At 71.0% G+C, this 23,434-nt stretch carries 26 protein-coding genes; 13 read left to right on the top strand and 13 right to left on the bottom strand.

All coding sequences use genetic code 11. The features are described 5' to 3' along the window. Nucleotides 1-30 precede the first annotated feature (30 nt). The 7 genes from IEQ44_RS11200 (at nt 31) to IEQ44_RS11170 (ending at nt 5,442) form a co-directional block, all read left to right on the top strand. Nucleotides 31-630, top strand: a complete 600-nt coding sequence (locus IEQ44_RS11200; RefSeq protein ID WP_319804625.1) for a phosphoribosylanthranilate isomerase — start codon at nt 31-33, stop codon at nt 628-630. Nucleotides 631-753: 123 nt separating this feature from the next. Next, on the top strand, nt 754-1,317 hold the full coding sequence (gene idi, locus IEQ44_RS11195) for an isopentenyl-diphosphate Delta-isomerase (protein ID WP_193638548.1): 564 nt from the start codon (nt 754-756) through the stop codon (nt 1,315-1,317). A gap of 5 nt (nt 1,318-1,322) precedes the next feature. Further along, a complete protein-coding gene (locus tag IEQ44_RS11190; protein ID WP_193638547.1) occupies nt 1,323-2,225 on the top strand; it encodes a phytoene/squalene synthase family protein in 903 nt (300 codons plus the stop codon). Nucleotides 2,226-2,262: 37 nt separating this feature from the next. Further along, nucleotides 2,263-3,888: a phytoene desaturase family protein gene (gene crtI / locus IEQ44_RS11185; RefSeq protein WP_193638546.1), complete on the top strand. Its 1,626-nt coding sequence runs from the start codon at nt 2,263-2,265 to the stop codon at nt 3,886-3,888. Beyond that, nucleotides 3,885-4,226: a lycopene cyclase domain-containing protein gene (locus IEQ44_RS11180; protein WP_193638545.1), complete on the top strand. Its 342-nt coding sequence runs from the start codon at nt 3,885-3,887 to the stop codon at nt 4,224-4,226. The genes crtI and IEQ44_RS11180 overlap by 4 nt, the downstream gene beginning before the upstream one ends. Further along, entirely contained in the window at nt 4,223-4,537 is a 315-nt protein-coding gene (locus tag IEQ44_RS11175; protein ID WP_193638544.1) for a lycopene cyclase domain-containing protein, read from the top strand. The genes IEQ44_RS11180 and IEQ44_RS11175 overlap by 4 nt, the downstream gene beginning before the upstream one ends. Beyond that, nucleotides 4,534-5,442 (top strand): prenyltransferase, encoded by a 909-nt coding sequence (locus IEQ44_RS11170; RefSeq protein WP_193638543.1) that lies wholly within the window; start codon nt 4,534-4,536, stop codon nt 5,440-5,442. Before IEQ44_RS11175 ends, IEQ44_RS11170 begins: the two co-directional genes overlap by 4 nt. Here the strand turns inward: IEQ44_RS11170 and IEQ44_RS11165 are convergent. The 6 genes from IEQ44_RS11165 to IEQ44_RS11140 all read right to left on the bottom strand — a co-directional run bounded on the left by IEQ44_RS11165 (nt 5,435) and on the right by IEQ44_RS11140 (nt 8,353). Then, nucleotides 5,435-6,163, bottom strand: a complete 729-nt coding sequence (locus tag IEQ44_RS11165; RefSeq protein ID WP_193638542.1) for a glycosyltransferase family 2 protein — start codon at nt 6,161-6,163, stop codon at nt 5,435-5,437. The genes IEQ44_RS11170 and IEQ44_RS11165 overlap by 8 nt on opposite strands. A 4-nt stretch (nt 6,164-6,167) precedes the next feature. Beyond that, nucleotides 6,168-6,710: a DUF2238 domain-containing protein gene (locus tag IEQ44_RS11160; RefSeq protein ID WP_193638541.1), complete on the bottom strand. Its 543-nt coding sequence runs from the start codon at nt 6,708-6,710 to the stop codon at nt 6,168-6,170. After that, complete coding sequence (locus IEQ44_RS11155) at nt 6,701-7,330, bottom strand: DNA-3-methyladenine glycosylase (RefSeq protein ID WP_193638610.1); 630 nt, start codon at nt 7,328-7,330, stop codon at nt 6,701-6,703. Before IEQ44_RS11155 ends, IEQ44_RS11160 begins: the two co-directional genes overlap by 10 nt. 74 nt (nt 7,331-7,404) lie before the next feature. Then, the gene (locus IEQ44_RS11150; RefSeq protein ID WP_193638540.1) at nt 7,405-7,575 is read right to left on the bottom strand and encodes a hypothetical protein; all 171 of its coding nucleotides are present in this window, start codon (nt 7,573-7,575) and stop codon (nt 7,405-7,407) included. 37 nt (nt 7,576-7,612) lie between these two features. Next, nucleotides 7,613-7,810, bottom strand: a complete 198-nt coding sequence (locus tag IEQ44_RS11145; protein WP_193638539.1) for a hypothetical protein — start codon at nt 7,808-7,810, stop codon at nt 7,613-7,615. 15 nt (nt 7,811-7,825) lie between these two features. After that, nucleotides 7,826-8,353 (bottom strand): Dps family protein, encoded by a 528-nt coding sequence (locus tag IEQ44_RS11140; RefSeq protein ID WP_193638538.1) that lies wholly within the window; start codon nt 8,351-8,353, stop codon nt 7,826-7,828. Nucleotides 8,354-8,427: 74 nt separating this feature from the next. Here IEQ44_RS11140 and IEQ44_RS11135 point away from each other — a divergent pair, with 74 nt between their 5' ends. Then, complete coding sequence (locus IEQ44_RS11135; protein WP_193638537.1) at nt 8,428-8,787, top strand: hypothetical protein; 360 nt, start codon at nt 8,428-8,430, stop codon at nt 8,785-8,787. Nucleotides 8,788-8,821: 34 nt separating this feature from the next. Here the strand turns inward: IEQ44_RS11135 and IEQ44_RS11130 are convergent, their stop codons facing one another. Next, on the bottom strand, nt 8,822-9,292 hold the full coding sequence (locus IEQ44_RS11130; RefSeq protein ID WP_193638536.1) for a DUF6328 family protein: 471 nt from the start codon (nt 9,290-9,292) through the stop codon (nt 8,822-8,824). A 71-nt stretch (nt 9,293-9,363) separates the two neighbouring features. After that, complete coding sequence (locus IEQ44_RS11125; RefSeq protein ID WP_227487330.1) at nt 9,364-10,143, bottom strand: isocitrate lyase/PEP mutase family protein; 780 nt, start codon at nt 10,141-10,143, stop codon at nt 9,364-9,366. A 47-nt stretch (nt 10,144-10,190) separates the two neighbouring features. On the opposite strand from IEQ44_RS11125, the gene IEQ44_RS11120 reads away from it, so the two are divergent. After that, nucleotides 10,191-10,697, top strand: coding sequence for a DUF3253 domain-containing protein (locus IEQ44_RS11120; protein WP_193638535.1), 507 nt, complete (start codon nt 10,191-10,193; stop codon nt 10,695-10,697). A gap of 47 nt (nt 10,698-10,744) precedes the next feature. Here IEQ44_RS11120 and IEQ44_RS11115 read toward each other — a convergent pair whose 3' ends face one another. Genes IEQ44_RS11115 through IEQ44_RS11100 form a run of 3 tightly spaced genes read right to left on the bottom strand, consistent with a single transcriptional unit; the run spans nt 10,745 to nt 14,994 of the window. Next, entirely contained in the window at nt 10,745-11,143 is a 399-nt protein-coding gene (locus IEQ44_RS11115; RefSeq protein WP_227487329.1) for a four-helix bundle copper-binding protein, read from the bottom strand. A gap of 60 nt (nt 11,144-11,203) precedes the next feature. Further along, entirely contained in the window at nt 11,204-13,483 is a 2,280-nt protein-coding gene (locus IEQ44_RS16990; RefSeq protein ID WP_227487328.1) for an SDR family NAD(P)-dependent oxidoreductase, read from the bottom strand. Beyond that, nucleotides 13,480-14,994, bottom strand: coding sequence for a flavin-containing monooxygenase (locus IEQ44_RS11100; protein WP_319804624.1), 1,515 nt, complete (start codon nt 14,992-14,994; stop codon nt 13,480-13,482). The genes IEQ44_RS16990 and IEQ44_RS11100 overlap by 4 nt, the downstream gene beginning before the upstream one ends. A gap of 117 nt (nt 14,995-15,111) precedes the next feature. Between IEQ44_RS11100 and IEQ44_RS11095 the strand changes: the two genes are divergently transcribed. Both IEQ44_RS11095 and IEQ44_RS11090 read left to right on the top strand, forming a co-directional pair. Further along, a complete protein-coding gene (locus IEQ44_RS11095; RefSeq protein ID WP_319804623.1) occupies nt 15,112-16,362 on the top strand; it encodes a PucR family transcriptional regulator in 1,251 nt (416 codons plus the stop codon). Between the two features lie 3 nt (nt 16,363-16,365). Further along, nucleotides 16,366-17,295, top strand: coding sequence for an amino acid kinase family protein (locus IEQ44_RS11090; protein WP_193638531.1), 930 nt, complete (start codon nt 16,366-16,368; stop codon nt 17,293-17,295). A gap of 13 nt (nt 17,296-17,308) precedes the next feature. On the opposite strand, the gene IEQ44_RS11085 is transcribed toward IEQ44_RS11090, so the two are convergent. After that, nucleotides 17,309-18,961: a peptide chain release factor 3 gene (locus tag IEQ44_RS11085; protein ID WP_193638530.1), complete on the bottom strand. Its 1,653-nt coding sequence runs from the start codon at nt 18,959-18,961 to the stop codon at nt 17,309-17,311. On the opposite strand from IEQ44_RS11085, the gene IEQ44_RS11080 reads away from it, so the two are divergent. Next, nucleotides 18,956-19,510 (top strand): DUF488 domain-containing protein, encoded by a 555-nt coding sequence (locus IEQ44_RS11080; protein WP_319804622.1) that lies wholly within the window; start codon nt 18,956-18,958, stop codon nt 19,508-19,510. The two genes, IEQ44_RS11085 and IEQ44_RS11080, sit on opposite strands and share 6 nt — an antisense overlap. Before the next feature lie 24 nt (nt 19,511-19,534). On the opposite strand, the gene IEQ44_RS11075 is transcribed toward IEQ44_RS11080, so the two are convergent. After that, entirely contained in the window at nt 19,535-20,911 is a 1,377-nt protein-coding gene (locus tag IEQ44_RS11075; RefSeq protein ID WP_193638529.1) for an HNH endonuclease signature motif containing protein, read from the bottom strand. A 271-nt stretch (nt 20,912-21,182) separates the two neighbouring features. Between IEQ44_RS11075 and IEQ44_RS11070 the strand changes: the two genes are divergently transcribed. Continuing rightward, nucleotides 21,183-23,357 (top strand): glutamine synthetase III family protein, encoded by a 2,175-nt coding sequence (locus IEQ44_RS11070; protein WP_193638528.1) that lies wholly within the window; start codon nt 21,183-21,185, stop codon nt 23,355-23,357. Nucleotides 23,358-23,434 lie beyond the last annotated feature (77 nt).

Below are 23,434 nucleotides of genomic sequence, written 5' to 3'. Positions count from 1 at the left end.
GGGCACGCCTGCGAGTATTGAGGCGTGTACGTGAAGATCTGTGGCCTCCGCACCGCCGAGCACGCGCAGGTCGCCGTCGAGGCGGGCGCCGACGCCGTCGGCGTGGTGATGAACCGCACCAGCGTGCGTCGGGCGAGCGAGGACGAGGCGCGCACGGTCGTCGACACGGTCTCCGGACGTCTCGACGCGGTGCTCGTCGTCAACGACCTGCCGGCTCTCGAGGCCGCACGCACGGCCGTACGCCTGGGCTTCGACGTGCTGCAGCTGCACGGTGCCGCCTACGGGCCGGACGACTTCGCGGCTGCGCTGGCGGTGCTCCCGCGGGTGTGGCGCGCCACGTCGCTCGACCTCGACCCGCCTCTCGAGGTGGGGGCCCACGGCGAGGAGGTGCTGCTGCTCGACGCGCCCCGACCCGGGTCAGGGGAGCGGTGGGACCTCTCTGCGCTGGCGATGCGCGCACCGAAGGGCCGGTGGATGGTGGCCGGGGGGCTTGCGCCCGGCAACGTCGCCGAAGCGGTGCAGGTGGTGCAGCCGTGGGGTGTGGACGTCTCCAGTGGTGTCGAGGTGGCGCCCGGCCAGAAGGACTCCGACCTGATGCGCAGCTTCGTGTCACGCGCTCGGCGCGCCTGAGGCTGGGCGGGACTGGTACGTTCCCCGCAACGGACTCGCAACGGACTCGCAACGGACTCGCAACGGACCCGCACGGGGGCTCCGGACGACGACGGCCTCCGGGCCAGGACGCGAAGGAGTGACGTGGACCACGGCGACGACGAGGACCTGGTGGTCCTGCTCGACGAGGCTCGACGACCCGTCGGTACCGCTCCGCGCGAGGGCGTGCACGGCACCGACACCCCCCTGCACCTGGCTTTCTCGTGCTGGTTGCTGGACGCCGACGGACGGATCCTCGTGACCCGCCGGGCCCTGGGCAAGCGCTCGTGGCCGGGCGTCTGGACGAACTCCTTCTGCGGGCACCCCCGCCCGGGCGAGGCACTCGAGGACGCTGTCGTGCGTCACGGTCGGCGCGAGCTCGGGGTGGAGGTCGCCGACGTCCGCCCCCTGCTGCCCGACTTCACCTACCGTGCCGTCGACGCCTCGGGCGTCGTCGAGCACGAGTTCTGCCCGGTCTTCGTGGCGCGCGCCGTCTCCACTGTCACGCCGGCACCCGACGAGGTGGCCGAGCACCACTGGATCACCCTGGACGACTACCGCGCCTCCCTCGCCACCGCCCCCTGGGCCCTGAGCCCCTGGATGGTCGAGCAGGCCAGACAGATCGACGCCGCTGACCTCTGGTCGCGGGTGGCACCGGGCGAGGGGTGAGCCACGTGTCGCACGGATGGCCCTCGCCGCGCCACCGGCAACGCCACGCGCCCACCGCTCCGCACGAGCTCTACGACCAGGTGGCCGAGGGCGCGGCCGACATCGTGATCCGCCGCTACTCGACGTCCTTCGGCATCGCCTCGCGGTTGCTCGCCGAACCGGTGCGCACCCACGTCCGCAACATCTACGCGCTGGTCCGGGTGGCTGACGAGATCGTGGACGCTCCCCGCCCCGAAGGGTCTCCCGTCGAGCAGGCGCGCCTCCTCGACGAGCTCGAGGCCCAGGTGGCCGAGGCGTTGCGCACCGGCCACAGCGCCAACCTGGTGGTGCATGCGTTCGCCCGCACCGCCCGTCACTGCGGCATCGAGATGGACCTGGTCGCTCCGTTCTTCGCCTCGATGCGCATGGACCTCGACTGCCCCGCGCACGACGAGGAGACCTTTGCCGCCTACGTCTACGGCTCGGCGGAGGTCGTCGGCCTCATGTGCCTGCGCACCTTCGTGATGGAGCTGGACGACCCGCAGGCGGCCTACGAGGAGATGTACGCGGGAGCGCGGGCGCTCGGCGCCGGCTTCCAGAAGGTCAACTTCCTGCGGGATCTCGCCGCCGACGTCGACACGTTGGGCCGCTGCTACTTCCCGGGCGTCGACGTGGAGTCGTTCGACCAGGAGACGAGGGACCGGTTGCTCGACGACATCGACGCCGACCTCGCGACCGCCGCCTCCGTCGTGCCGCAGCTGCCGGTCAACAGCCGCCGTGCGGTCAGGGCCGCGCACGCGCTCTTCGCCGAGCTCGCCCGCGAGCTGCGACGCACCCCGCCGGCGGTGATCCGCCGCCAGCGTGTCCGGGTCACGGGAGCGCGCAAGGCCCGGGTCCTGGCGCTGGCGATGGCCCGGCGGGACGCATGAGCACCGTCCGGAGCGACGCATGACCACAGACCGACGCATGACCACAGACCGATGCCCCCGACGGGTGGTCGTGGTCGGTGGGGGCGTCGCCGGTCTGGCGACCGCGGCCCTGCTGGCCGCCGACGGCCACGACGTCGAGCTGCTCGAGCGCGGCGACCAGCTCGGTGGGCGTGCCGGGTCCTGGGAGCGTGACGGCTTCCGCTTCGACACCGGCCCGTCGTGGTACCTGATGCCCGACGTCTTCGAGCACTTCTTCTCCCTGCTCGGCACCTCGGCCGGCGAGCAGCTCGACCTGCGCACTCTCGACCCGGGCTACCGGGTCTTCCACGAGGGCGCTGCCGACGTCCTCGACGTGCGGCAGGAGCGGGCCGCCAACGTGGCCCTCTTCGAGTCGGTGGAGCCGGGCGCCGGAGCGGCGCTGGAGCGCTACCTGGACTCCGCCCGGGAGGCGTACGACCTGGCCGTCGAGCACTTCCTCTACACCAGCTTCGAGTCCCCGCGGTCGCTGCTGGCGCCCGACGTGCTGCGCCGTGCACCGCGCCTGGGTGAGCTGCTGCTCCGCAGCCTGGAGTCGTTCGTGGCCCGGCGCTTCACCGACCGCCGGCTGCGCCAGGTGCTCGGCTACCCGGCCGTCTTCCTGGGGTCCTCGCCCGCGAAGGTGCCCGCGCTCTACCACCTGATGAGCAGCATGGACCTCGACGACGGGGTGCTCTACCCGCAGGGCGGCTTCACCACGCTGGTCGACTCGCTGGCGGGGCTGGCCCGGGCGGCCGGGGCACGCCTGACCACGGGGGCCGACGTGACAGCGGTCGAGACCCGGCCGCGGGGCGGAGGCGTACGCGTCTCCCGACGCCGCGCAGAGGTCACGGGCGTCACCTACCGCGACGCCGCCGGTGAGCGGCGCGTGGTGGAGGCCGACGTGGTGGTCGGGGCCTGCGACCTGCACCACCTGGAGACGCGGCTGCTGCCCGTCGACCTGCAGACCTACCCGGAGTCGTGGTGGCACCGACGGGACCCGGGCCCGGGTGCGGTCCTCGTCCACCTGGGCGTGCGCGGCGAGCTGCCCGAGCTGCTGCACCACTCGCTCTTCTTCACCGCGGACTGGACCCGCAACTTCGGCGACATCTTCTCCGGCCGGGTGCCAGACCCGGCGTCGGCCTACGTCTGCCGCCCCTCGGCCACCGACCCGTCCGTGGCCCCGGGGGGCGACGAGAACCTCTTCTTCCTGGTGCCCGTGCCGGCCGACGTCCAGCTGGGCCGCGGCGGTGTCGACGGCGCGGGCGACCCGGCCGTCGAGGCGGTGGCCGACGCCGCCATCGCCCAGGTCGCCGAGTGGGCCGGAGTGCCGGGCCTGGCCGAGCGCGTGGTGGTGCGCCGGACGGTCGGGCCCGGCGACTTCGCCGCCGACCTCAACGCCTGGTCCGGAGGCGTGCTGGGGCCCGGGCACACCCTGACCCAGAGCGCGTTCTTCCGCGCCGGCAACCGCTCGGCGAAGGTCGAGGGTCTCTACTACGCCGGCTCCAGCACGATCCCCGGCATCGGCCTGCCGATGTGCCTGATCAGCGCGGAGCTGGCGCTGAAGCGACTGCGCGGCGACCGCAGCACCGGCCGGGTGGACACGCCGCTGGCCGCTTGCGACGGATCCGCGCGAGGTGGCGCGTGAGCTGGCTCTACCTCGCTGCGATCGTCGCCTCCGGCTGCTGCATGGCGCTGGTCGACCACCGTTGGAAGCTCTTCGCCTTCGACCGCCCCCGGGTGGCGGCCACGGCGGTGGCCGTCGGCTTCGTGCTCTTTCTCGCCTGGGACCTCGTCGCCATCGAGCTCGCGGTCTACTCCAAGGGTGAGTCGCCCGGCATGAGCGGCATCGACGTCGCGCCCGAGCTGCCCCTCGAGGAGCTCTTCTTCATCACCTTCCTGAGCTACATCACCGGTGTCTTCCACGGTGCCTTCTCCCGACTGCTCGCCCGGTCGCCGGGAGCGTCGGCGGGGGGTGCACGGTGACCTACCTGGGCCTCGCCGCGTGCTTCGTCGCGGCCTGCGTACCGCTCTTCGCCGTCGCGGTGTGGCGACGCCGACCGGACCGCCGCTGGTGGGCCTCCACCGGGCTGACGTTGCTGGCCCTGGTGGTGCTGACCGCCGTCTTCGACACCGCGATGATCGCCGCCGACCTCTTCCGCTTCGACGAGTCGCGGCTGGCCGGCATCTTCGTGGGCCTGGCGCCGATCGAGGACTTCGCGTGGCCGGTCGCCGCGGTGCTGGTGGTTCCGGCAGTGGCCCTGTTGATGACCCGCGACAAGGAGGACCGGCCGTGACCACCGAGGCGCACACCGGGTCGACGACCTGGGCGACGACGCGCACGGTGCTGGGCTCCTCGCGACCGTTGTCGTGGGTCAACACCGCCTTCCCCTTCGGGGCGGCCTACCTCCTCGCCGGTGGCGGCACCGACGTCGCCTTCTGGGTGGGCTGTCTCTTCTTCCTGGTGCCCTACAACCTGCTGATGTACGGCATCAACGACGTCTTCGACTACGAGTCCGACCTGCGCAACCCTCGCAAGGGGGGTGTCGAGGGGGTCGTTCTCGACCGCACCCTCCACCGCGCCACGCTCTGGTCGGCGGTGCTGACGCCGGTGCCCTTCGTGGTGGCGTTGCTGGCCTGGGGCTCACCGCTGGCCGCCGGCGTGCTGGCGGGCAGCCTCTTCGCGGTGGTGGCCTACTCAGCCCCGGTGCTGCGCTTCAAGGAGCGGCCCTTCCTCGACTCGGTGACCTCCAGCACCCACTTTGTCTCCCCGGCGCTCTACGGCCTCGTGCTCGCCGACGTCCGCTCCGGCGAGGTCGCCTGGGACCTGGCGGTCTGGGCGGCGCTCGGGGGCTTCTTCCTGTGGGGCATGGGTTCGCACGCCTTCGGGGCGGTGCAGGACGTGCGCGCCGATCGGGAGGCCGGGATCGGCTCCGTCGGCACGGTGATGGGGGCGCGGGTGACGACGTGGTTAGCCGCCGCCTGCTACCTCGCCGGGGGAGCGGCGCTGCTGGTGCTGCCGTGGCCCGGGTGGCTGACGGCCTTCTTGGTGCTGCCGTACGTCGCCAACGTCGCGCCCTACCTGTCGATCACCGATGCCGACTGCGAGCGCGCCAACGACGGCTGGCGCCGCTTCCTCTGGCTCAACTTCCTGACCGGCTTCCTGGTGACCCAGGTCCTGATCCTGCACGCCCTCACCTGAGGCGATGCTGCCAGCGTTCCCAGGGCGGGCTGACGGTCCAGTTGAGGCGCAGGGTGGTGACCGCGCGTGCCATCCGGCGGCGCAGCTGCTGCGTGCCGACCAGCGAGCGGCCGGAGACGCCGACGCGCAGCGTACGCAGGTAGCGCACGCGGGCCCGCGGGCCGAGGACGAACGCCAGGTCCATGTCGTCGTGCACGTCGTCGTCGCGGTGCACGAGCGGACTCACTCGCTCCCACGCGGTGCGGCGCAGACCCATGGAGGAGCCCCACAGGGGAGTGTTGGCCAGCGCCAGCCAGGTCAGCACGAAGTACGCCCCCAGGTAGACCAGGCCCGCCAGACCACGCAGCGGCCAGGGCACGTCGTAAAAGCGTCCCGGTCCGGTCACGGCGTCGACGCCGTCGTCGGCGAGGGCAGCCGCCACCTGCGCCACCCAGTCCGGCCCGGGGCGGGAGTCGGCGTCCAGGCGTGCGATGACCTCACCCCGTGCCGCGTCGTAGCCGGTCGCGGCGGCGTGGGGGATCCCGGGGCGGGGCTCGGTGACCACCCGGGCGCCCGCGGCGTGGGCCACGACCGCCGAGTCGTCGGTCGAGCCGTTGTCGACCACCACCACCTCGAGCGGGGGGTGGCTCTGCTCGGCGAGCAACGCCAGGCAGACCTCGAGCTCGCGGGCGTCGTCACGCACCGGGATCACCACCGAGATCGACGGCAGGTCGGTCGTCATGGGCTCACACGTCGCCCCGGTGCAGGCTGACGGCCACCACGCCCGCGGCGAGCACCGCGCCGACGCACCCGGCCAGCAGGTCGCTGACGGTGTCGGTGTAGCCGACCTGGACACGGTCGTCGACGAAGGTGTGGCCCAGCCACTCGCCGATCTCCCAGAGCGCTGCGAGGGCGATCGCCGAGGTGGTGGCCACCACGCCCAGCGTGGTCGCGGCGCGACGACGCGCGGCGCTCGGGTCGAGGACACCCACCCGGTCGACGAGCACGGCCACAGCGGCGCCGATGAGGCCGGTCACGAACGCGTGCACGACGAGGTCGAGCCAGTCGATGCGTTCGTAGTAGTCGAGGAGGGCCGCCCAACCCGCGCCCACCAGGGCAGCGCAGAAGAGCGCATCGAACCACGCCGGGAACCCCCACCCGCGGGGCACCATGCAACCGCCCAGCACGAGGAGCATCAGCGCGAAGCCCACCCAGCCGTCGGTCACGGACGCTGCGACCACGCTGCCGGCGGCGAGCAGGCGCAGCGCGTCCGGCGCGATCAGCGGCATGCCGGGAGGGTATCCGACCCCGACGCACCGACGGGGACGGCCCGGGGCGAGCGACGGTAGGCCGAGACCGACGGCTCGCCGGCCACCCACCACCGCCACGGCACGTCGGCGGCCAGGGTCACCCCGACGCGCGGTCCGGAGGTCACCTCACTGGGCGGGGACGGTGCCGGCGCGAGCAGGAGCCGGGGGCCGTCCAGCGGGGTGCCGTCGTCCTCTCCTGTCAGCCCCAGGGCCCGGGCGAGGTTGCCCGGCCCCCGGGCCAGGGCCCGCTCGGCGACATCCGCACCCCGTCGCGAGCGGGCCAGGTCCTGGCCGTCGACGACCTGTCCCGCTCGCAGGAGGACGGCGCTGGCGACACCGTCGGGGCCGGTGACGACGTTGAGGCACCAATGGATCCCGTGCGAGCGGTAGACGTAGGCGTGGCCCGCTGGACCGAACATCACCGCGTTGCGCCGCGTGGAACCGCGGAACGCGTGGGAGGCGGGGTCGTCAGCCCCCTCGTACGCCTCCACCTCGGTGAGCGCGACGGTCACCTCGCCGTCGGGCGTACGGCTCGTCAGCAGGCACCCGAGCAGTTCGGGGGCGACCGCGACGGAGCGTCGAGTCAGGTCCAAGGGCATGGTGGCTCCGGGTCGAGGGGTGGTCGGGGACGGCAACGGCGCCCGACCGGGTGGTCGGGCGCCGTAGCGAGGCATCAGTAGTTGGCCGGCGGGTCGCTGGCCGGGAAGGACTGCTCGCTCTCCTGGTCGGCCTTGTCCTCCTTGGGCGACGTGTGGGGCGTCTCGGCGGCGCCCTTGTCGTCGTCCTGGGGGTCGCCGCCGACGGGAGCCTCGTGGTCGGGCTGGCTCTGCTGCTCTTCGGTCATGACGTCTCCTCGGTGCTGAGTGCCCGGTCGCGCGGGCTCACGGTGTGGTCTCGGACGTGTGGGTCGGACAGTCGGGGTTGGTGCAGACCCGGATGTCCACGGTGTCGTCGGCGCCGCCGACGACGTGGCCGGGGCCGACGGGGTGATCACCCGAGTCGGGTGCCGGGGGAGTGGTCCTCGCCCGCAGCTCCACCTCGGCCCCGCACTCCGCGCAGGGCCTGGAGTCGGAGTACACCGTCGGCTCCCCGCGTCACTTGCTGGTTGAGATGTTGCCGCCCTGGTCCTCCAGGTGGGCCCGGACGAACCAGTGGAAGAGCTCGAGGTCACTGGCCTGGCTGATGAGGAGGTCCTCGGTGATCGGGTCGAGGTCGCCGACCTCCTCGACCGCGTCGCGGTGCGAGCTGATCACGCCCTGGTAGACCACGTCGAGCGCAGCGAGGTGCTCCTGCGTGCCGGCGCGCAGGACGGAGTAGTCGTCCCACTCGCGGGCCTTCACCAGCGCACCCGGCGTGCCGTTGGGCGCGCCACCGAGGGTGGCGATGCGCTCGGCGGTGTCGTCGGCCATGGCGCGGACCTGGTCGACCTGCGGGTCGATCATCTCGTGCACCGCGATGAAGTGCGGACCGACGACGTTCCAGTGCACGTGCTTCAGCGTGAGCTGGAGGTCGTTGAGCGCGTGGAGGCGCATCTGGAGGATCTCGATCAGGCGGCTGGCGCTTGCGTCGTCCAGGCCGGGGATCGTGTACGGAAGCTTCTTCTGTGTCTTCTTAGCAGCCATGGCCTCTCGTTACCCGGTCCGAACCCGGGCTAACCGCCTCGGCTCTCAGTTCGCCTCCCGCTACGATGTCGAACATGCGTTCGACGCGTGATGCCTCGCAGCTCCCGCTCTGGGAGGACGACCCGGTGCGGGTGCTGCCTCCCGAGCGCCGCGCAGGCCGGGCACCGCAGCTCGACGGTGCCGTCGTGGTCGACGGACGGGAGTTCGCCAGCCGCGGCTGGGGGCCGGGCACCGTGCTGCTCACCCAGCCCGTCAGGCGAGCGGCCCGCGGGGAGATGGTGGTCGTGCGTGACGGCGACCGGGTGCTGGTGGGGGTGCTGGGTCTCGACGTCGGCCGACGAGCACTCTTCACCGACCACGGCGCCACGTGGCTTGCCGAGGGCGCGAGGGTCACCGGTGTGGTGGTCGCAGCGGAGCCCCCGCTGGCCTTCTGAGGCCACACGCGCTCTGTCAAGGACGTGTGGCCGGTCACTCCACCGGCCAGCGCTTGCGGAGCTTCACCGGCACCACCCACCACAGCAGCGCGAAGACGACCAGGGCCGTGCCCGCCGTCAGGGCGGCGGTGCCGACGCCGAGCACGACGTCGAAGACCAGGAAGAGCACGCCCGACAAGGTGAGGGCGAGCAGGCTGAGGCCGGCGATCACGCACTTGTTGCCGGCCTCGACGGTCCACAGCTTGGCGCCGCGGCGGAAGAGCATCCGGTGGAAGGCTGCCGGCGCCATGACCAAGGCGGTGGTGGCTGCGGCTCCCGAGAGCACGGCCAGGTAGACGCCGACCTGAAGGTCGTTCAGCTCGCCGAACCGCTGGGTGAAGGGCACCGTGAGCAGGAATCCGGTGAGGATCTGCACGCCGGTCTGGATGACCCGCACCTCCTGGATCAACTCGTTCCAGTTGAGGGAGAGCCGGTCGTAGTCGTCGGGATCAGGCAGGTCGGGCACGGCAGGGTCATGCCCCGAAGTGGGCTGCCTGAACCCTCGGAGGGGATGCTCGGTGCGGGGTCACGGCACGGTCAGCGCCAGCGCGCCAACCACTCGCCGGAGACCTTGGCCAGCGCCATCTGCCAGGTCGGGCCGAAGCTGATCCGGCCCGCGCCCGCACGGCGATACATCTCCAGGTCGTCGACGTCGGGTCGGGCGATCGCGTTGACCGGAAGCGGCAGCTCGCGGCAGAGCCGGGTCAGGGTCTCCTCGTCGTGGAAGCTGACCGGGTAGAGGGCGCTCGCCCCGGCCTCGGCGCAGAGCTGCATCCGGGAAATGGCGTCCTCCACCCGGGTGGCCTCGTCGCCGTGCTGGCCCTTGAACCAGTCGGTGCGGGCGTTGATGACCACCGGGACCCCGGCGGCGTCGGCGGCGGTGCGCAACCCCTGGACGTACGCCGCGTGCTCCTCGGCGCTGCGCAGCCGCCCGCCCTCGGAGTGGACGGTGTCCTCGATGTTGAGGCCCACGGCGCCGACGGCCAGCAGGCCCTGCACCAGGGCGGCCGGCTCGAGGCCGTAGCCGGCCTCCACGTCGACCGAGACGGGCACGTCGACGGCACCGGTGATCTGGGCGACGCGGGTGGTCACCTCGTCGAACGTCATGCCTTCGCCGTCGGGGCGACCGATGGAGTCGGCCATCGGGTGGCTGCCGACGGTGAGCCCCTCGAACCCGGCGTCGACGGCGACCTGGGCCGACCAGGCGTCCCAGACCGTGGGCAGCACGACGGGGTCACCGGGGCGGTGCGCCGCGGCCAGCTGCTCGGCCAGGCGGGAGAGGTGGGACATGTCAGGGGCAGTGGTGGAGTCGGTCATCCAGCCACCGTAGCCCCGCCGTGGTGGCCCATGGCTAGGGTGGCGAGGTGCCGGATTCTGCGGAGGTCGAGCGTACGGAGGACGGCCGTCACGTGGTCGTCGACGGCCGCCGGTGGCGCGCCTCCGACCCCGCCATCCCGGAGGCGCTGCGACAGGAGCTCGTCGACGAGCTGATGTCGGCCCGGCGCGCCGTGCGGACCACGGACGAGCAGGCCAAGGTGGCCGCGCGTGGTCGGGTGCAGGACGCCAAGGTTGCGCTGGGCGAGCGGGGTCACCCGTGGTGGGAAGCGCCGACCGACGAGGCGCGCACCGTCCGGATCACCGCGACCATCCGGGCCCTGCTGCGCAAGCGCGACGGCAAGTCGATCTGTCCCAGTGACGTCGCCCGGGTGGTCGGGGGCGAGGCGTGGCGCGAGGAGATGCCGCGGGTGAGGGCCGTCGCCGGAGACCTCGCGGCGCGGGGTGAGCTCACGGTGACGCAGAAGGGTCACACCGTGACGGTCGACGCCGGCGGGCCCATCAGGCTCGCTCGCGGACCTGGCTTCGACGCCTGACCAGCGAGCCCAAGTTCTTCGGTCTCACGGCGTCACAGGTCACGACCTCACAGGGTGGCGAGCAGCTCCCGGCACGCCTGGGCGCAGTGTCGGCAGGCCTCGGCGCAGACCTTGCAGTGCTCGTGCATCTCGGCGTGCTCGGCGCACTCGTCGGCGCAGGTCTCGCAGATGCTGATGCAGGCCTCCAGCACCGCCTTCACGATGTCGACGTTCCATGCGCTCTGGCGCGACAGGATCCGGGTGGTGGCGGCGCAGATGTCCGCGCAGTCCAGGTCGGTGCGTATGCAGCGGCGCATCTCCGCCACCATGTCCTCGGCCAGACAGGCGTCGGCACACGCCGTGCAGGTCTGGGCGCAGACGGACGCTGCTCGGACCGCCGCCGAGAGGAGTACCGGGTCGACCCCCACCGGTTCGGGGTGGCTGGTCGTCATGGCGTGGACAGACATGTTCAACTCCTGGGGGAAACGGCTCGCTGGACCCCGTTCTTCTACCCGGCGACGGCGGCTTCATGCGCGGGCGTTGCGTGCTCCGCCCCACGCGCCCAGCAGGCCGCCCACGGTCGCGGTGACGACAGGTAGGAACACGGGATCCATCCCGAGGTCCGTGGCGTCCGGCCAGCCGGTCAGGGCTCGCACGGCCAGGATCGCGACGCCGAAGACGAGACCCCCCAGGAGTGCCGGCCCCACAGCGGCGCGCGCGCCCATCTTCACGACGCCCACGGGTGTCAGCACGACGGCAAGCACCTGCACCATCCAGTACGCCGGACCGGCCCACCCCAGTGCCAACCCGGCGAGGACGCCCAGCACGACCGGGCCGGCAAGCAGCGCACCCAACGACTGACGTGGTTGCACCGGGCCCGGCAGTCGCACCGACAGTGGTGAGCGGGGGGTACGCATGGTGCGCGTGGAAGAGGAGGTGCTGGCGGGGCGGTCGCTGTCGAGTTGCTGCATGGTCGCTCCTGGCGTGGCCCGCGCCGCGAGGCGGGGGTAGACGGTGGGTAGGAGACGCTTCAGGCGCCAGTAGCGCCGGGCGTCGCGAGAGGGGAAGACGTAGAGGGTGCCGCGGTCGTGCTCGTCCAGGGCGGTCCGGGCGACGTCGGCAGCGGTGGTGCCGAGCGCGGCGGCTCGTTCCCGTACGTAGGCCGCCGAGGTCTCGTCCATCAGCTCGCCGTCGACGATCCCGGTCTCCACGAACGTGGGACAGACCACCGAGACGGCCAGTTCGTCGTCCCCCGGCTCGCCCCGGGCGAACTCGGCGGCCAACGTCTCGGAGAGTGCGAGCGCACCTGCCTTGCCGACGTTGTAGGCACCCATCCCCGGCGAGGCGGTGTAGCCAGCGGCGCTCACGACATTGATCACGCCGCGAGGACCGCCCGTGCGTCGCAGCAGGGGCACGAAGATCTCACAGCCGAGCACCACGCCCCACAGGTTCACCTCGGTGGCCCGTCGCCAGGTGTGCACGGGAGTCTCGCCCACCCGACGGCCTGCTGTCCCCACGCCGGCGTTGTTCACGACGAGCGTCGGTGCACCGAACCAACCGACACAGACATCGGCGAGGGCCCGAACGGAGTGCTCCGAGGTGACGTCGACCTGCACCGCGATGGCACGACCGCCCCGCCCGCGCACCTCCTCAGCCGTCGCCTCGGCGGCTGAGGCGTCGGTGTCGGCGCAGACGACTCGGCCACCTCGGGCGGCCAACTCCAGGGCGATCTCGCGACCGATCCCGCTGCCGGCACCGGTGACCACCGCCCGGGCGCCCCAGGTCCGACGCCCGGTCGCTTCCCGGTCCGTGTGCACCGGCTGGGCCAGCCCGCTGATCGAGCTCAACAGCGTGGGCACGTCGGGCTCCTCGCCCCGTACGTGTGCCCCGATCACCTGCCCCAAGGGCTCGGCCACGCTCGGGGAGAGGTGATGACCCAGACCTGGCACGACCAGCAGCCGGGCTCCCGGCACTGCCTCAGCCGTTGCCCGGCCACCACTCGGATCGACGACGAGGTCGCGGTCGCCGTGCACGACGAGGGTGGGCACCGTGATGCGCCGCAGGTCGTCGGTGCGGTCCCCTGAGGCCGCGATGGCCTGGATCTGACGCAGGGCCGCCTCGGGTCCGTGGGCCACTGCGCGGTCCCAGGTCTCGCAGCCCAAGATCCTCTCGGCCGCGGCGTCGACGCCGAACCGGGAGCCGGCCATGTGCCGGATGAACTGGACGTGACGCAGCACCGACTCACCACGATCGCGCGGAGGTCGCTGGAGCATCAGCCGGCGCGTCGACGGGTCCATGCCACCGACGTCCCGAGCACCGGTGGTCGACCAGAGCGACGTCAGGCTCAGCGCGCGGCCGGGGTGGTGGGCCGCGAGGCACTGCGCCACCATGCCGCCCATCGACATCCCCACCACGTGGGCTGCGGGCACCTGCAGGTGGTCGAGCACCGCCACCACGTCGTCGGCCATGTCCTCGAGGGCGTACGCATCATCCCGCGCGCGCCCACGCACTTGTTGCCAGAGGCTGGGGGGAGGCCGGTCCCCGGGCGTACTGCGCCCGGCGTCGCGGTTGTCGAGTCGCACGACTCGCAGCCCTTGGTCGACCAGGGCGTCGAGGAAACCGTCGGGCCAGCTGAGCAGGTCCTGGAGCAGCCCGGCCACCAGCACGACGACTGGGCCCTCGTTCCAGCCCTCCACGCGGTAACAGATCCGCCGGCCGTCCGGGGTGGGTGCGTAGCGGTCGTCCGGGTGCTGTCCGGCCACCGAGCTCTGCCCGGCGGTGAGCGGGGATGTCTCGATGGCGCTCATCGGGCCACCTCCACGAGGCGGGTTGCGACGCGGGGCTCGGCAGGCGGCGCGGCGGAGAAGTGCAGGTGACGATCGACCAACGGCTGCTCGTCGAGTAGTCGCCGGTCCTGACGGAAGCCTGTGACGCCGGCCCACGGGTAGGCCTCGCCCTGATCCGGCATGCGGCCTTGCGCACGCCGGACGTACCCAGCAGCGAACTCCGTCGGGCGTCGTGGCGTGTCCGGGTCGGGCAACGGCCGCACGACCGCGTGGCCACTGGCGTCCATGTGCTCGAGGAGGCGGCAGACGAACTCACAGACCAGGTCAACCTTCAGCGTCCAGGACGCGTTGGTGTACCCGAGCGCGAAGGCAAAGTTCGGTACGCCGCTGAGCATGGCCCCGCGGTAGGTGAGCAGCTGGCCGGGATCGACGGTTACCCCGTCGACGCGTAGGTCGACCCCGCCCACGAACTGCAACTCCAGTCCGGTCGCGGTGACGATCACGTCGGCGTCGAGGTGCGTGCCGGAGGCCAACCGCACCCCGGTGCGGGTGAAACGATCGACGTGGTCGGTGACCACGGCGGCCCTGTCGCTCGAGAGCGCCCGGAAGAGGTCGCCGTCGGGAACGAGGCACAACCGTTGGTCCCACGGGTCGTAGGGTGGATTGAAGTGGATGTCGACGTCCAGTGCCGACGGGAGGGCTCGCCGGGCTTCGGCGCGAAGGCGGCGGCGTGTGCCCTCGGGGTCACGCCTCGCTCTCTCCCACATCCAGTGCGCGTAGGCGATGTTGCGTCGACGCACTGCCGCCAAGCCGCGTCGCTCACCCAGCAGGCGGCGGATCCACAGGGCGCTGGTGTCCACCTGTGGCAGGGAGGTGACGTACGTCGGGGTGCGCTGCAGCATCGTGACGTGGCTGGCCGCTTCGGGTCCTCTGACCAAGGCCGGCACGAGCGTCACGGCGGTGGCTCCGCTCCCGATGACCACGACCCGTTTGCCCGAGTGGGTGAAGTCCTCGGGCCAGAGTTGGGGATGCACCACCTCACCCGCGAAGTCGTCGCGGCCCACGAAGACGGGATCGTGGCCCTGGTCGTGGCGGTAGTAGCCGGCAGCGCTGAAGAGCCATCGGGCGTGGAACGTCCGGGACGTGGTCGGACCCTCCTGCGGGTTCCCCACGGCAACATCCACCCGCCACCGCGCGGTGGCCGAGTCCCAGTCGGCGCTCACGACGCGGTGGTGCAGCCGCACGTGGGCGTCGGCGCCCGTCTCGGCCGCGGTCTCGCGCAGGTAGTCGAGAATGTCGCTGCCGGCTGCCATCGACTCCCGCCGGCGCCACGGACGCCAGCCGTAGCCGAGGGTGTACATGTCGGAGTCGGACCGGACGCCGGGGTAGCGGAACACGTCCCAGGTGCCACCCGTGGCGCCTCGTGCCTCGAGGATCGCGAAGGTCCGCCGAGGGTGGTGCACCCGCAACCACCGCCCCATGCCGAGACCCGAGAGTCCGGCCCCCACGACGAGCACGTCGAGCTCTTCCACGGTGGTCTCCTTTGGTGTGCCACATCTGCGCACGGAGCTCATCTCTCGTGCCAGGGCCACAGTGGCGTGCCATGGCACGTGAGCAACAGGTCCAAATGCACACACCTGGGGTGGCTCGTGGTGCAAGGTGTGCGCATGATGGGTGAGTGGCCGGTCGTCGACGACCGCGTGAAGGAGTTGTTCCGTCTGGGGGCTGAGTTCGCCCTGGCGCAACCGAACGAGTTGCTGGCGTCGATGACCGACGCCACCCTCAGCGGCATCGCTGCCTCATCGGTCTCACTCGACCGTGACCTCGTCGCGGCGGCGTCGGTGGCCAACGCCGCCAACCTGCGCCAGTGGGCGGCCGCCAACGTGCACCGACCCGCCGAGCGGGTGCGTGCCGAGCTGAGCGACGACGCGCTCCTGCTTACCCGGGACCTCGTGCGCCGAGGGCTGGAGACGTTCGCCGTCGACGCCTTCCGGGCGGCTCAGTCGGTGGCGTGGCGGATGTGGATGTTCGGCTGTTTCCAGTTGACCTCTGACGTGCGTGAGCTGCACCCGCTCCTCGACGTTTCGTCAGTCTCCATCTCGACTTTCATCGGCGACCTCCAGAAGGAGACGCTCCGGGCTGTGGAGGAGGAGCGCGATGCGTTGACGCGGGGTTCCGATGCCGAGCGGTTGGCTGCGGTGGTTCAGCTTCTCGAGGGAGTGCCCGGCCCCCGGGAGCGTGCGGAGCGGCGGTTGGGCCACAGCCTGCTGGGTCCCCACACCGCGGTCGTGCTGTGGACCGAGCAGGAGCACGCGGGGGCGGGCAGTGCGACCGTCCTGGCGGCCGCCGCCGACGCGGTGGCGCGTGCGGCGGGCGTCACCCGCCGGCTCGTGGTCCGCCCCTCTGCGGCGACGTGGTGGCTGTGGTTGCCGACGGCATGGTCGCCGCATGCCAGCGCGCTCGACCTGGCGTCTGCCGACTGGCCCGGAGTGCGGATCGCGGTCGGCCGACCGGGCAAGGGCGTCGACGGTTTTCGTAGGAGCCACGTGGACGCGACGGCCACGCAACGCTTGGCCGGCCGCATGGTCGACTGCCCAGTGCTGACTCGGCACACCGACGTGCACCTCTTGGGTCTGCTGGCAGGCGACCCGGATCGGGCACAGGAATTCGTCCGCGCGACGCTCGGACGTTTCGCCGACGCTTCGGACGAGGACCACGAGATGCTGCGGGTCTGGCTGCGCCACCAGTGCAACACCTCGGCCACGGCTGGTGCCCTCTTCGCCCACCGCAACAGTGTCCTGCGGCGCCTGGCCAGGGCCGATGCCATGATGCCGCGGCCGGTGGCGGAGCAGGTGGTCGAGGTCGGGGTGGCGCTGCAGCTGCTGAGACTGCGAGGGTGAGCCATGAGAATCGTGGTGGCGCTCGGAGGCAACGCTCTGCTGCGTCGTGGGGAGCCGGTGGAGCCGGAGATCCAACGTCGTCGGCTCCGTCCCGTCGCGTGGGCGATCGCCGCGCTGGCTGCCGACCACGAGGTGTTGCTGGTGCATGGCAACGGACCGCAGGTGGGACTGCTGGCGATGGAGAGTGGCGCCGACCCGGCCGTGAGTCGCCCCTACCCGTTGGGTGACCTGGTGGCAGAGACCCAGGGGCTGATCGGGTCGTGGATCCAGCAGGCGTTGCTCGACCACGGCTGCGACGCGGTGGCGTTGGTGACGCAGGTGGTGGTCGATGGTGACGACCCGACGTTCGACGACCCGCGCAAGCCGATCGGTCGGGTCGTCAACGAGGGGACCGCGCGTGCCTTGGCAGCGGATCGGGGTTGGGCGGTGAGGCCCGACGGTGCCGGGTGGCGCCGGGTGGTGCCGTCGCCCACTCCGGTCGACGTGCTGCACGTCCCGGCGGCTCGACGTCTGGCGAGCGACGGCTACGTCGTGGTGCTGGGCGGGGGCGGCGGGGTGCCGCTGCTGCGACACGGGGACACGGGCCATGGGGACACGCGTGAGTTCTACGAGCCCGTCGAGGTGGTCGTCGACAAGGACCTCGTCGCGGCCATCGTGGCCGACCGCGTCGAGGCCGACGCCCTGGTCGTCCTGACCGACGTCGATGGCGTGATGGCCGACTTCGGTACGCCCTCAGCGCGGCTGCTGGAACGTCTCTCGGTCGCGGAGGCCGAGGTGCTGGAGCTGGAGGCCGGCTCGATGGCACCCAAGGTGGAGGCCTGTGCCGACTTCGTGCGTGGCGCCCCCGGTCGCCGAGCAGTCATCGCTGCTCTTGAGCGGTTGACGGACGCGGTGGCCGGCGTTGCTGGCACGCAGTTCGTGCCAGGGCGCTGACGTCCCGGCGCTGCTACGCGCCGCCCGCCGGCAACGCCTCGAGCGTGATCTCGGGGTTGTCCCGGGCGGTGGCGTTGGCACGCCAGTTGTCGGTGAAGAGCACGACGTGGGTGCCGTCGCTGCGCTGCAGCACCTCGCAGCCACGCATCCCCTTGAGGGCCTCGGCGCCCGCGGGGTCGGTGAGGCGAGCCACCTGGTAGTCGAGCCGGGCGAAGCGGACGGGCGAGTTGAACTCGTTGACCATCCGGTCCTCGACGACCTCGAACTGCAGCGGCCCCACCGCGGCGAGGACGGGGTTCTGGTCGCCGCGGAGGTCGGAACGCAGGACCTGGACGACGCCTTCCTGGTCGAGCTGCTCGATGCCCTTGCGGAACTGCTTGAAGCGACCGATGTCGCCGGCGCTCACCGTCATGAAGTGCTCGGGCGCGAAGGACGGCACCTTGGGGTACTCAATCTTGGGGCCGGTGAAGATCGTGTCGCCGACCCGGAGCGCGTTGGCGTTGACGAGGCCGATGATGTCACCGGGGTAGGCGTGCTCGACCGACGTCGTCTCCCGGCCGAAGACGGTCTGGGCGAACTTGGTCGCGAACGGGCGTCCCGTGCCGGCGTGGGTCACCACCATGCCGCGCTCGAACTCGCCGGAGACGATGCGGGCGTACGCGAGCCGGTCGCGGTGGGCGCTGTTCATACCTGACTGGACCTTGAAGACGAAGGCGCTGAAGTCGTCGGTGGGCTGACGCACCGTGCCGTCGACTCCCTCCGTGGGCCCGGGGGCCGGGGCGAGCTCGAGCAGCAGGTCGAGCAGCTGGCCGACACCGAAGTTGAGCAGGGCGGAGGCGAACATCACGGGGGTGGTCTCCCCGGCCAGGAACCGTTCCTGGTCGTGGTCGGCGTCGTCGAGCGCCAGCAGCTCGTGCTCCTCCACCGCCTGCTCCCAGACAAGGCGGTCATCGTCGCTGACGTCGTCGGCGCCCAGCCGCTGCTCGGGGGCAATGGTGGCGCCACCGGCAGTCCGGGTGTACTTGATGAACTCCTCGTTGCGCCGGTCGAGGACTCCGCGGAAGTCGCCCGCCTCGCCGACGGGCCAGGTCAGGGGAGTGGGCCGGATCTTGATCTGCCGCTCGATCATGTCCATGAGCTCGAGCGGCGAGAGGCCCGGGCGGTCCCACTTGTTGATCACGGTGATGACCGGGATGCCGCGCAGCGCACACACCCGGAAGAGCTTGAGGGTCTGGGGCTCGAGGCCCTTTCCGGCGTCGACCAGCATCACGGCCGAGTCCACGGCGGAGAGCACGCGGTAGGTGTCTTCGGAGAAGTCGCTGTGACCGGGGGTGTCGACGAGGTTGATCACGTGGTCGCGGTAGTCGAACTGGAGCGCGGCGGAGGTGATGGAGATTCCGCGCGCCTTCTCCATCGACATCCAGTCGGAGACGGTCGCCTTCCGGTCGCCCTTGCCGTGCACCGCACCGGCCTCGTTGATGGCCCGCGCGTGGAGTGCGAGCGCCTCGGTGGTGGTGGACTTACCGGCGTCCGGGTGGCTGATGACGGCGAACGTACGGCGGGGGCGGGTGTCGAGCACCGCACGACGATAGCGCCGCGGAGCTCGATCCCGGGCCTCGGCGTCGGTGTGAACTCGCGCGCCCGGGGGCAGGAGAGACGGGTGCATCGAGTGCTGACTGCTGGTCACGGGACTGCGGGTCGAGAAGGCCTGACCGCTCTCTTCCTCGGGGCCGGCGTGGGTCGGGTCGTGGACGTACGCCGTTTCCCAGGCAGTCGACGCAACGCCGACGTTGGTTCGGAGGCAATGGCTGGGTGGCTTGCTGCTGCTGGCGTCGACTACGTCTGGGAGCCGCGACTGGGCGGGCGCAGGCGCTTGCCGAAAGGTCCCGACGTGGATCCTGACGCCGACGCCTGGTGGCGCGTGGAGGCGTTCCGCGCCTACGCCGCCCACACGCGCAGCGAGGAGTTCGCGCAGGGCCTGCGTGCCGTGCTCTCCGCGCCACCACCGCAGCGGGCGGCGCGGCAGGCCACGTTGTTGATGTGCAGCGAGTCGGTCTGGTGGCGCTGCCACAGACGGCTGATCTCCGATGTCCTGACCCTGGTGCACGGGACGCAGGTCCTCCACCTGGCGCACGACGGCAGGACCTCGGTGCATGAACCCTCCGAGGGCGCGGTGGTTGAGCACGGCCACGTTCGCTATCCGGCCAGCAGCTGATCGCCTGAGAAACGGATGCATGTCCTACCTCCGTCGGTGGAAGCGGTAGTCGCCGGAGGCGAGTCGGGTCATGTCGTAGGTGTCGTCGTGGGCGCGGTGGTGGTGCTTCGAGCAGAGCAGCAGTGCGTTGTCGAGATCGGTCATTCCTCCGTGTGACCAGGGCATGAGGTGGTGGGCTTCGGTCCAGGTGCCGGGGATCGTGCATCCCTCGGCGCGGCAGGTCTTGTCCCGTAGCAGCAGGGCCCGTCGTTGGGCTTTGGTGAACAACCGGGCGCCGCGGCCGAGGTCCAGGACCTCGGAGGCGGTGCCGAGCACGGCGGGGATGATCCGGGCGTTGCACGCGAGCCGGCGGGCCTGGGCGGCGGTGAGGGTGTCGAACCCGTCCCCGGGGGTGCCGTTGTCCAGCGACGCGACCCCGAGACCGGTCTTCAACGCGTCGAAGCTGATGGTGACGGTGACGTTGGTGGCGTCCCCGCCATGGAGCGGCAGCCGGGTCGGGTCGAGGGTCTCCAGCAGTTGTCCGAACGCTTCGGCGAGCCGACGCGGGTGGTTGACCACGAGCCCGGTGCCCTGCTGCCCGGTTCCCTGCTTCTCGGTGTCGCTTTGAGCATCGGTGGTACGGCGGACCGCGCCGTCGGACAGCCGCGGGTTCGTGAAGGCGTGCAGGTAGGTCGACAACCGTGCTGCGACCGCATCCGGGATGACACCGGAGATGCGAGTGAGTCCGTCGCCCAGGGCCCGCATCTTCAGGCGTTGCTTCTCAGCGGCGTGCTTCTCGGCCTCTTCGAGCTTGCGGCGTTCTTCGTCCTCGAACCGTTGTGGGTCGACCAGCTCCAGGATCCGGCGCCCGAGCTTGGCCAGGTCGGCCGGGTCGTGGGCCTCGGCGAGTCGCACGAGCTCGGCCTCCGCGAGCGCCGCGACCTCGGGCTCGATGCCGTCCGGTAGCTCACCCAACGCGCCAGCGATCACGCGCGCCTGAGCCACGTTGACCCGTGCCTCCCGCAGCCCGGCTGCCAGCACCGGCAGCTCTTCCAGCGCGACCGCGAGCTTCAGGTCGGTCGCGGCGTCGGCGCGGCGTACATGGGTGTGGTGGGCCAGCCACGGCGCAACCGAGTGGAACCCCTGGGCCTCGGCCACGTCCTGCGAGGACGCCATCAGCCGCAACCGCAGCTCCGTCAATTGGCTCTCCAGGGCCGCCGAGCGCTTCAGGGCCTCGGCCTTCTCCTCGGTGCTCATGAAGATCGGGTTCACCTCGGCCAACGACTTCAGCTCGGCCTCGATCACCGCACACGCAGCCAACACTCGCGACACCCGACCCACCCCCAGCACGCCTCGACGACACCGCCCCACAGCGGTCTGCACGTCGTTGCTCCTGGAGGCCCGGACACCCCGGACGATCACGTCACCCTCGCAACTGGCGCCACCGTCTCCGGATCCCCCACGCGAGCGGGAGCCGGTGTCCTGAGTGACGACCTACGCCCAACGTAGTCGAACGCCAGTTCGAACGCAAGGGCCCCGGGTGTCCGTCTTTCGTTCACGGGTATCCGCTCGGTCAGTCACACCTGCACAAACTTCTTCGACGTTTACACGGCTGAAACACAAGGTGCGTTTCCGGCTAACAGGAGATTCCTAGGCTCGCCGCCATCGAACATCGACGATTGCGAGCTGGAACATGACTGCCAACGAAGTGCGAAGCCAGGCCATCACCGAGGTGCTCAACCGTCCCGCTGCCGGGACCGAGGAGATCACGCCGCTCTGCGACACCTGGGCCACCGACGTCTTCAACCTGGCCAAGATGGAGGAGGCGCTCTCCAAGAACGCCTTCAAGGCCGTCAAGAAGACCGTCCAGACCGGTGAACCGCTCGACCCCGCGACCGCCGACATCGTCGCCGCGGCGATGAAGGACTGGGCGATGAGCAAGGGCGCCAAGTTCTTCTCCCATGTCTTCTTCCCGCTCACCAACATCACCGCGGAGAAGCACGACGGCTTCATCATCACCAACGGTGACGGCCACGCGATCACCGAGTTCACCGGCAGCCTGCTCATCAAGGGCGAGCCCGACGGCTCCTCCTTCCCCAACGGCAGCCTGCGCATGACCAACGCCGCGCGTGGCTACACCGCGTGGGACCCGACGAGCCCCGCCTACATCAAGCGCACCGCCAACGGCGCGACGCTCATGATCCCCAGTGTCTTCATGTCCTGGACCGGTGAGTCGCTCGACAAGAAGATCCCCCTGCTGCGCTCCAACGCTGCCATGGACGCCGCCGCGCGCCGGGTGCTGACGCTCATGGGAGAGACCGACATCGCCCCGCTCAACGCCAGCTGTGGCCCCGAGCAGGAGTACTTCCTCGTCGACGAGCACCTCGCGACGCGTCGCCCCGACCTCCTGCTCGCCGGGCGTACGCTCTTTGGCGCGCCGCCGGCGAAGGGCCAGGAGTTCGACGACCACTACTTCGGCGCCATCCCCGAGCGGGTCCAGAACTTCATGCAAGACGTGGAGGACAAGCTCTACCGCCTCGGCATCCCGGCCAAGACCCACCACAACGAGGTGGCGCCCGGCCAGTTCGAGATCGCGCCCTACCACGAGACCGCCAACATCGCGGCCGACCACCAGCAGATCGTGATGACCACGCTCAAGGCCACGGCTGCCGAGCACGGCTTCCTCTGCCTGCTCCACGAGAAGCCGTTCGCCGGCCTCAACGGCTCGGGCAAGCACGTCAACTGGTCGGTGGGCAACGAGACCCAGGGCAACCTGCTCGACCCCGGCACCTCGCCCGAGCACAACCTCAACTTCCTGCTCTTCTGCGGCGCCGTGATCCGCGGCGTCCACAAGTTCGGCCCGCTGCTGCGTGCCGTGATCGCGACCGCCTCCAACGACCATCGCCTCGGCGCCAACGAGGCCCCGCCGGCCATCCTCTCGGTCTACCTGGGTGACCAGCTCGAGGCCGTCTTCGAAAACATCAAGAACGGCAAGATCTCCGTCTCCAGTGACGGTGGCGAGATGGACCTCGGCCTGTCGCAGATCCTCAACTTCAAGCGCGACCCGGGCGACCGCAACCGCACCTCGCCCTTCGCGTTCACGGGCAACCGCTTCGAGTTCCGTGCCGTCGGCTCCTCGCAGTCGGTCTCGGGGCCGCTCGTCGCGATGAACACGATGCTGGCCGAGTCCCTCAACTGGATCGCTGACCAGCTGGAGGTCCAGCTGGGTCAGGGCAAGACGCACGCCGAGGCGGTTGCCGTCGTGCTCAAGGAACTGATGGAGGTCCACGGTTCCGCGGTCTTCGGTGGCGACGGGTACTCCTCGGAGTGGCACGAGGCGGCGGTCGCTGAGCGTGGCCTGCGCAACCTGCCCACCAGCGCCGACGCCCTGCCCGTCTTCACCGAGCCCGACGTGGTCGAGCTCTTCGAGTCGACCGGGGTGCTCTCGGCCGTCGAGCTCAACTCGCGCTACGAGGTCTACTCCGAGCAGTACATCAACTCGATCGCGGTGGAGGCCAAGCTCGTCATCGACCTGGCGAAGACGGTCATCTACCCGGCCGCGTTGAAGTACGCCTCCGAGCTCGCCACGACGTTCACGGCGGTGGAGTCGCTGGGTGCGTCGTTCGACGCCACCCAGGTGAAGGTCATCGCCGAGAACGCCAACCTCCTGCTGGCCACGGTCGGCGAGCTCTCGGCCGAGCTGGAGCGCCACGACTTCGCCGACACCAAGGCTCACATGGAGCACTGCGCGACGGTGATCCGTCCGCTCATGGAGAAGGCGCGTGGGTACGCCGACACGCTCGAGACCGAGGTCGACGACGCCGCTTGGCCGCTGCCGAAGTATCGCGAGCTGCTCTTCATCAAGTGACGCTGCCACGCTCGGGGTCCTGACCTCGTGCCTCGCCGCCGGCCCATCGGGTCGGCGGCGAGGTGCGTTGAACGCCC

Origin of the sequence: Nocardioides malaquae, from assembly GCF_015070385.1 — a bacterium.
Classification (GTDB): Bacteria; Actinomycetota; Actinomycetes; order Propionibacteriales; family Nocardioidaceae; genus Nocardioides; species Nocardioides malaquae.
This window is presented reverse-complemented; position numbering and strand designations above follow the sequence as displayed.

Bases quoted from the DNA above. Each gene is read 5' to 3' on its own strand.
- IEQ44_RS11125 (WP_227487330.1), bottom strand. From the start codon at position 10,143: ATGACCGACTCCACCACTGCCCCTGACATGTCCCACCTCTCCCGCCTG.
- IEQ44_RS11160 (WP_193638541.1), bottom strand. From the start codon at position 6,710: ATGCCGCTGATCGCGCCGGACGCGCTGCGCCTGCTCGCCGCCGGCAGC.
- IEQ44_RS11115 (WP_227487329.1), bottom strand. From the start codon at position 11,143: ATGTCTGTCCACGCCATGACGACCAGCCACCCCGAACCGGTGGGGGTC.
- IEQ44_RS16990 (WP_227487328.1), bottom strand. From the start codon at position 13,483: ATGAGCGCCATCGAGACATCCCCGCTCACCGCCGGGCAGAGCTCGGTG.
- IEQ44_RS11150 (WP_193638540.1), bottom strand. From the start codon at position 7,575: ATGACCGAAGAGCAGCAGAGCCAGCCCGACCACGAGGCTCCCGTCGGC.
- IEQ44_RS11070 (WP_193638528.1), top strand. From the start codon at position 21,183: ATGACTGCCAACGAAGTGCGAAGCCAGGCCATCACCGAGGTGCTCAAC.
- IEQ44_RS11090 (WP_193638531.1), top strand. From the start codon at position 16,366: ATGAGAATCGTGGTGGCGCTCGGAGGCAACGCTCTGCTGCGTCGTGGG.
- IEQ44_RS11140 (WP_193638538.1), bottom strand. From the start codon at position 8,353: ATGGCTGCTAAGAAGACACAGAAGAAGCTTCCGTACACGATCCCCGGC.
- crtI (WP_193638546.1), top strand. From the start codon at position 2,263: ATGACCACAGACCGATGCCCCCGACGGGTGGTCGTGGTCGGTGGGGGC.
- IEQ44_RS11135 (WP_193638537.1), top strand. From the start codon at position 8,428: ATGCGTTCGACGCGTGATGCCTCGCAGCTCCCGCTCTGGGAGGACGAC.
- IEQ44_RS11155 (WP_193638610.1), bottom strand. From the start codon at position 7,330: ATGCCCTTGGACCTGACTCGACGCTCCGTCGCGGTCGCCCCCGAACTG.
- IEQ44_RS11165 (WP_193638542.1), bottom strand. From the start codon at position 6,163: ATGACGACCGACCTGCCGTCGATCTCGGTGGTGATCCCGGTGCGTGAC.
- IEQ44_RS11085 (WP_193638530.1), bottom strand. From the start codon at position 18,961: ATGCACCCGTCTCTCCTGCCCCCGGGCGCGCGAGTTCACACCGACGCC.